Origin of the sequence: Candidatus Acetatifactor stercoripullorum (assembly GCF_944382095.1) — a bacterium.
GTDB classification, from domain to species: domain Bacteria; phylum Bacillota; class Clostridia; order Lachnospirales; family Lachnospiraceae; genus Acetatifactor; species Acetatifactor stercoripullorum.
Genome location: NZ_CALWMU010000037.1, coordinates 22,248 through 28,939 on the forward strand (window position 1 = coordinate 22,248; position 6,692 = coordinate 28,939).

The 6,692-nt window shown below is 48.7% G+C and carries 5 protein-coding genes and 1 riboswitch; of the genes, 2 read left to right on the forward strand and 3 right to left on the reverse strand.

Going from position 1 to position 6,692, the window contains the following annotated elements; genetic code table 11:
- The gene (locus SHK35_RS11090) at positions 1-1,227 is read right to left on the reverse strand and encodes a helix-turn-helix transcriptional regulator (protein WP_318709796.1); all 1,227 of its coding nucleotides are present in this window, start codon (positions 1,225-1,227) and stop codon (positions 1-3) included.
- 168 nt (positions 1,228-1,395) lie between these two features.
- On the opposite strand from SHK35_RS11090, the gene SHK35_RS11095 reads away from it, so the two are divergent.
- Both SHK35_RS11095 and SHK35_RS11100 read left to right on the forward strand, forming a co-directional pair.
- A complete protein-coding gene (locus SHK35_RS11095; RefSeq protein ID WP_318709797.1) occupies positions 1,396-3,660 on the forward strand; it encodes a glycoside hydrolase family 2 protein in 2,265 nt (754 codons plus the stop codon).
- An 18-nt stretch (positions 3,661-3,678) separates the two neighbouring features.
- A complete protein-coding gene (locus SHK35_RS11100; protein ID WP_318705558.1) occupies positions 3,679-5,103 on the forward strand; it encodes an MFS transporter in 1,425 nt (474 codons plus the stop codon).
- 99 nt (positions 5,104-5,202) lie between these two features.
- Here SHK35_RS11100 and SHK35_RS11105 read toward each other — a convergent pair whose 3' ends face one another.
- Together SHK35_RS11105 and SHK35_RS11110 are read right to left on the reverse strand one after the other, a co-directional pair.
- Positions 5,203-5,616 (reverse strand): NifB/NifX family molybdenum-iron cluster-binding protein, encoded by a 414-nt coding sequence (locus tag SHK35_RS11105; protein WP_318709799.1) that lies wholly within the window; start codon positions 5,614-5,616, stop codon positions 5,203-5,205.
- A 79-nt stretch (positions 5,617-5,695) separates the two neighbouring features.
- Complete coding sequence (locus SHK35_RS11110; protein ID WP_318709800.1) at positions 5,696-6,358, reverse strand: energy-coupled thiamine transporter ThiT; 663 nt, start codon at positions 6,356-6,358, stop codon at positions 5,696-5,698.
- Between the two features lie 85 nt (positions 6,359-6,443).
- A riboswitch (TPP riboswitch) is annotated at positions 6,444-6,548 on the reverse strand.
- Positions 6,549-6,692: the final 144 nt, after the last annotated feature.

Consider the following 6,692-nt stretch of genomic DNA (forward strand, 5'->3'; position numbering starts at 1 on the left):
CTACCGATTTACCATCCTTTTGTATTCGCTGGGAGAGCAGCCTACATGCTTTTTGAAAATTCTTGAAAAATAAGCAAAGTCCTGGAAGCCTGCATTTCCCGCCACCTCCGCCACAGACATATTTGTGGTATTGAAATATTGGATGGCCGACTGAATTCTCTCCTTTTGAATGAAATCTGTCAGGCTTTGCGTGGTTTCCCTGCGGAACCGTCCGGAGATGTAAGCAGGATTTTTGTGGAAATAGTCGGCGATGGCAGAAAGATTCAAATCCTCGGAAATATGTGCCGACACATAATTCATGATATTGCAGACTAAGCTGGAATACTCTGGCAGACTGTGATTTTTTACCATAAGGCAGTATTTCCGGCAGATTTCATAGGGCAGCCGGAGGAGCTGCTGATATTCGGCTGTCTCAATGCGGTATTCATAGGTGAGATAGCATTTCATAATGAAAACAGGATGAACCTGCGTAGCAAGCATACGGCTTAAGCAGAAGGAATTGAGAAAGCAGGCCGCTTTGTGCAGCTGCTGCGGCAAAATGCCCGGGCGGCATCCAATATAATCCAGAAGAAGCTTCAGTTTATCTGAGGCTTCTTCTGTTTTTCCCCGCAGCAAGGCAAAGCCAAAGTCCTCTAAATGACGGCAGCAGACCTCCGCCTGGTCTGCAGAGAAGGAGGCGACATAATCATCAATGGAAGAAAATGACAGCCGCGGATTCTGCTTCTGGGAGAAGCTGATATATTCAGGATAGGCCTTTTCAAATTCCGGAAGGAATGCAGACAGAAGGTGGCGGAGGGTGGAGGCCATATTCTGCGGGTCTGCTGTGGGAAGGCTGTAATAGAAGCGCCGGAGCACATCCTGATGCTTTACAGGGAAATGATGGGCCTGAACGATCCGGATCAGATCCTGATCGGTTATCTGGCGGTCACGGAAGGGTCCAAGACAGATGAAGTCAGGGGTGCTTTCACAGGGAAGCAGGGCAATAATGTTGTAAAATTCCAGGGCGCTGTAGATAATAAACAGCCGATGCTCCCTGATCATATTTTGGCTTTTTGCCAAAAGGGAGGCAATATCCTCCTTTTGCAGAAGCAGACTGCGGAACCCTCTGTCTGCCTTATCCAGATCAGTGTAAGGGGCCGATAGATACCAGGCGTCAGTCATGTAGGCATCGGAAATGATCTGGCGGATAAAGGGAAAGGCTTCTTTTATGGGTACAGAGAACAGCAAAATAATCACCACCATGTTAAATATTTTTATTTAAAATCAAAATAACACAAAAATAATCCAAATACAATAGGAATAATACAAGCGAAAGAAGAACAAGGCTGTTATAATCTTCCCAAGAGTAGTACTTATTTCACATTTTTGGAAGCAAAAGGAAGGAGGACAAATCCAATGGTAAAAACAAACTGGAATCAGGGCTGGCAGTTTAGCAAGGACAGCATTTCTGTTGAGGGAGGGGCTTCAGTATTGAAGCAAGGGAGCTGGGAAGCCGTAAATCTGCCCCATACCTGGAACGGAATGGATGGACAGGATGGGGGCAACGATTATTATCGGGGAACCTGCTGTTATGTAAAGCATCTGGAAAGGCCTGGGGATGCGGATGAAAAGGAAATATATCTTGAATTTGAAGGAGCCAATTCCTCTGCCGACGTCTATGTGAACGGTAGGGCGGCGGCGCATCATGACGGCGGCTATTCTACCTGGAGAGTCAATATCACGGAATTTCTTGAAAAGGACAATGAGATTGTTGTGGCAGTGGATAATGCCCCCAATGATCATGTGTACCCGCAGATGGCAGATTTTACCTTTTACGGCGGATTGTACCGGAATGTAAACCTTTTGAGCGTAAGCCGCACGCGGTTTGATCTGGATTATTTCGGAGGCCCCGGCATCACGGCGACACCAAGGATAGAGGGGAAGGACGCCCTGGTAAAGGTATGTGCTTATGTGACCGGCATCACCGGCGGAGAGAAAATTACCTTTTCCATTTGTGACGACGGCAGCACAGTGGCAGAAACCACAGTGGATGCAGCTTCACCGGAAGCGGAGCTGAGTATTACAGACGTTCACTTGTGGAACGGGAGGAAGGATCCCCATTTATACACATTAAAGGCTGTACTGGAAGGAGATGGGCAGACGCTGGATGAGCGAAGCGTCCGCTTTGGCTGCCGTACCTTTGAGATTAACCCTGAGAGAGGTTTTATCTTAAACGGAGAGGAATATCCGCTGCACGGGGTATCCCGTCATCAGGATCGCCCTAAAATCGGGAATGCCCTCAGCAGAAGAGATCACGAGGAGGATATGGCACTGATTCTGGAAATGGGGGCAAACACCATACGCTTGGCCCATTACCAGCACGACCAGTATTTTTATGATTTGTGCGATGAGAACGGAATGGTGGTCTGGGCGGAAATTCCCTATATTTCCAGACATATGCCGGGAGGGAGGGAAAATACCGTCTCTCAGATGAAGGAGCTGATCATTCAGAATTATAATCATCCCAGCATCGTGGTGTGGGGGCTTTCCAATGAGATCACCATGGGCGGCGAGGAGGATGCGGACCTGATTGAGAATCATAAAATATTAAATGACCTTGCACATCAGATGGATCCTGCCAGGCTGACCACTATGGCGGTTGTCTCAATGTGCAGTATAGATGCGTCTTATCTGAAAATCCCGGATGTGATTTCCTATAATCACTATTATGGGTGGTATGGTGGAGATACCTCCATGAATGGAGAGTTTTTCGATGGGTTCCATGCAAAATATCCTGAAATACCTATTGGAATGAGCGAGTATGGCTGTGAGGCACTTAACTGGCATACCTCCAATCCGGAGCAGGGGGACTACACGGAGGAGTATCAGGCATATTATCATGAGGAGCTGATCAAGCAGCTCTTTACCAGGCCTTTTATATGGGCTACCCATGTGTGGAATATGTTTGACTTTGCGGCGGACGCCAGAGCGGAGGGCGGCGAGGACGGAATGAATCACAAGGGCCTTGTGACCTTTGACAGAAAGTATAAAAAGGACGCCTTTTATGCGTATAAGGCATGGCTTTCTGACGAGCCCTTTGTACATATCTGTGGAAAGCGCTATGTGGACCGGGTGGAGGATGTGACCAGGGTGACGGTTTACTCCAACCAGCCCCAGGTGGAGCTGTTTGTGAACGGAGAAAGCATTGGCAGCAAGACCTCCGATGTGCATTTCTTTTACTTTGATGTTCCCAATGCGGGAGAAAGCAAAATCGAAGCAAAAGCCGGGGAATGCGTGGATGAAAGCGTGATCCGCAGGGTGGAGGTCTTTAACGAGGACTACCGCATGAAGGAAACCGGCGATGTGATCAACTGGTTTGAGATTGATATGCCGGAAGGGTATTTCTCCATCAATGACAAGCTTTCTGATATTATGTCTGTCCCGGAGGGACAGCAGTTTGTGGCCTCCTTCAGCGCGGGACTGATGAAGAGGATGAAGGGCTCAGACGGAAAGGAGGGAGAGGCTGCCGGATTTAAGGTGAACGAAGGCATGATGAAAATGATGTCGGGCTTTACGGTTAAGAGACTGCTTTCCATGATGGGGATGGCCGGAAACGGAGCCGTCTCAAAAGAGGAAATGCTGGAGCTGAACCGTCAGCTCAACCGTATCAGGAAAAAATAATTTTGCGAGGATAATCATATGGGAAAAAACAGTAAAGTGTATTCGGCGGGAGGGAGTGCATACCGGAAATTCAGCATGCGTGACAATTTGGCGTATGCTGCGGGGGATTTAGGGTGTAACATGAGTTTTGCGCTGAAGGGAACCATGGCGATCTTCTGGACCCAGTTTATGCAGATGGATTCCATTCTTTATGCGGGGCTGTTTTTGGTCTGTCAGATATGGGACGCCATCAATGACCCGTTAATCGGCTCCATCGTGGATGCCGACCGGCGCAAATACAAGAGAAATAAGTTTCTGGCCTATATCTGGCTGGGGTCTTTGGGACTGCTGGTTGCAGGAGCGCTGTGCTTTGTCCCTCTTCCAAATGCACCGGCCATGGCAAAGAACATTATCTTTGTCTGCGGCTATGTTTTGTGGGACGCCTTTTACACAGTGGCGAATGTGCCTTACGGCTCCCTGCTGTCCTTAATCTCCGACGAACCCGGCGACCGTGCTTCCCTGTCTGCCTGGAGAAGCGTGGGCTCTTTGGTGGGACAGATGGCTACTATGGCGCTGCTTCCGCTTCTGATTTATGATGAAAGCAATAACATTGTGGGCATACGCGTATTTGCGGCGGCCTTAGTGATGGGAGTACTTGGCTTTCTTGCCTTTCAATTCATGATCCGCAACACAGTAATCCGCGTGGAAAGCAATGTGAAGGTCAGTGAGGAAAAAAGGAAATTTAATGTTTTAAAGGCGGTGGGAAACTTTTTGAAAAACCGCCCGGCAGTGGGAGCTACTCTGGCGGCCATGGGAATGTTTCTTGGTATGCAGGGAGCTACGGCAGCCAATACGGTTATGTGGCAGTCCTATTTCCATAATGTGCAGATTTCAGGACTGGTGTCAATGTTTGCCATGATACCGATCATTCTGTTTACGCCGCTGGCCCGCAAGATGGTGGTGAAATATGGAAAGAAGGAAATCGCTACAGTGGGTGCAGTTTTTTCTCTGATTGCCTGTGGGCTTATGGTGGTACTGCCTATTACGCCAAATATGCAAGGAATTGCTCTCTGGGTGATCTGCCAGCTGATTAACAGCCTGGGCATGGGTATTTATTCTACGGTGTCCTGGTCCATGATGGGAGACGCCATCGACTACAACGAGTGGAAGCATGGAAATCGCGAGGAGGGAACCACTTACTCTCTCCATTCCTTCTTTAGAAAGCTGGCGCAAGGCATGGGACCCTCTCTTGCGCTGGTATTCATGGCATCTCTTGGTTATGTGGAAGCAAATGGTGGAAACCAGACCTATGATGTGGCTTTGAGGATGCGCTATCTTGTGGCGGTGCTGTATCTGGCAAGCGCTGCGCTGCAGTTTATAGGGCTTGCTTTGGTCTATAATCTGGATAAAAAGACGTTGAATAAAATGGAAGCGGAGCTTAAGGAGCGCAGAGGACAGGAGTAACTAAAGCAGAAGAAATCAAAGCAGATGCGGAAAATAAAAGAAAAAAGCACGGTGCGGTTAAGCTGCGCCGTACTTTTTTCTTTATAGGAAAGATATGTTTTACGCACCGTTTCCAGCGCATCCGTGCTTGTCCTTCTGACAGGTATGCTCCCCACAGGAGTGCTCTTTTTCGTGATGGTCACAGTGTACGTCTGGATCATAGGACAATGTGCCGGACAGATAGGCGCGGACTGCCTCATCCGCATTGCCGGTTACACCGCCGAAAAAGGAAATGCCGGTCTCCAGCAGCGCATTCTGGGCGCCTGTGCCAATACCGCCGCAAATCAGCACATCTGCCTGGAGCCTTGTAAGCAGTCCCGCCAGGGCACCGTGCCCCTCCCCATTGGTATCTACGATCTGGGTATACAGAATATTTCCGTTTTCCACCTCGTAAAGCTTGAAATGCTCTGTGTGCCCAAAATGCGGAAAGACCATCTGATCCTGGTAAGTTACGGCAATTTTCAATTCAAACACCCTCTTTCTGGCATCAGCTGTTTTTGATGACCTTTCATGCTTCTATTTTATCCCTGAAGGGAAAAAATAACAAGACCTGTTAAGCCTCCTGAGCTGTTTTCCTGACCACAAGAAGAGCCTTGGAAACGGGAGGCAGAGAAATGACGATGACAGTCAGCACCGCCTCTGCCAGTATGTAGGAATAGTTATAAATGATGGGGTAGAGCGCGGCCAGAGACTGAGGGAAATTTTCGGGCATATAATCCATCCAGTACAGATATCCCCCCAGGGTGTGGAAGGCGCCTCTTGCCAGAATGCCTAACAGATATCCCTTTACAAGACCATTTTTGGATTTCCAGAATATCCCGGCCAGCCCAAGGGCTCCGAAGGCCAGAATGTAATCGCAGCACACCTGGAAAAAGCTTAAGACGTAAGGCTCCTGAAGAAACTGCAGGATACCGTAGGCCAGCCCGGTCATAATCCCGGCCTTGACGCCGTACCAGTTTCCAATCAGACAGATGAAGAGCATGCTGAACAGGGTGACGGAGCCGCCAAAGGGCAGCTTAAAAGGCCTCAGGTAAGAGGTGACAAAGGCAAGGGCCAGGGAAACGGCGCAGAAGATCAGCTGCTTAGTTGACAGCTTTTTGCCAGAAGCCGTTTTGCTGCGAAGCAGCCCGGCGGCAAGCACCAAAATCACGGCTGCGAGAATGGACAGGGCATAGCCCAGGGCGGTGAGACCGCCGTCCGGTGTAACAATAGACATAAAAAATCCTCCTTTGTGTTCGCAAGGAGGGACATCATCAGACCTGTGCACCACCCACACAGGCATAGCTGCAGATGTGTGGCTGCGCAAGTCTTTTTTGCTTCCTTCCGCCGGTATTATCCGGTTCAAGTAGTGAGGGTTAGAATCCTGCGGGATTCAGTCTCAGCGATGTGCTCCCCTAGCGGTTATTTTGTTATTTATTTCGGAGTTAACTATAACACCCTGATGAAAGGGTGTCAAGTCAGAAAGAATTTGGTCAGTTTTGAAAGGTAAATAACTTCATATCCTGTCACTCTCTTCTGAATTCCTTTTTTCAGGTCTTATTCAGATATTT

Bases quoted from the DNA above. Each gene is read 5' to 3' on its own strand.
- SHK35_RS11095 (WP_318709797.1), top strand. From the start codon at position 1,396: ATGGTAAAAACAAACTGGAATCAGGGCTGGCAGTTTAGCAAGGACAGC.
- SHK35_RS11100 (WP_318705558.1), top strand. From the start codon at position 3,679: ATGGGAAAAAACAGTAAAGTGTATTCGGCGGGAGGGAGTGCATACCGG.
- SHK35_RS11110 (WP_318709800.1), bottom strand. From the start codon at position 6,358: ATGTCTATTGTTACACCGGACGGCGGTCTCACCGCCCTGGGCTATGCC.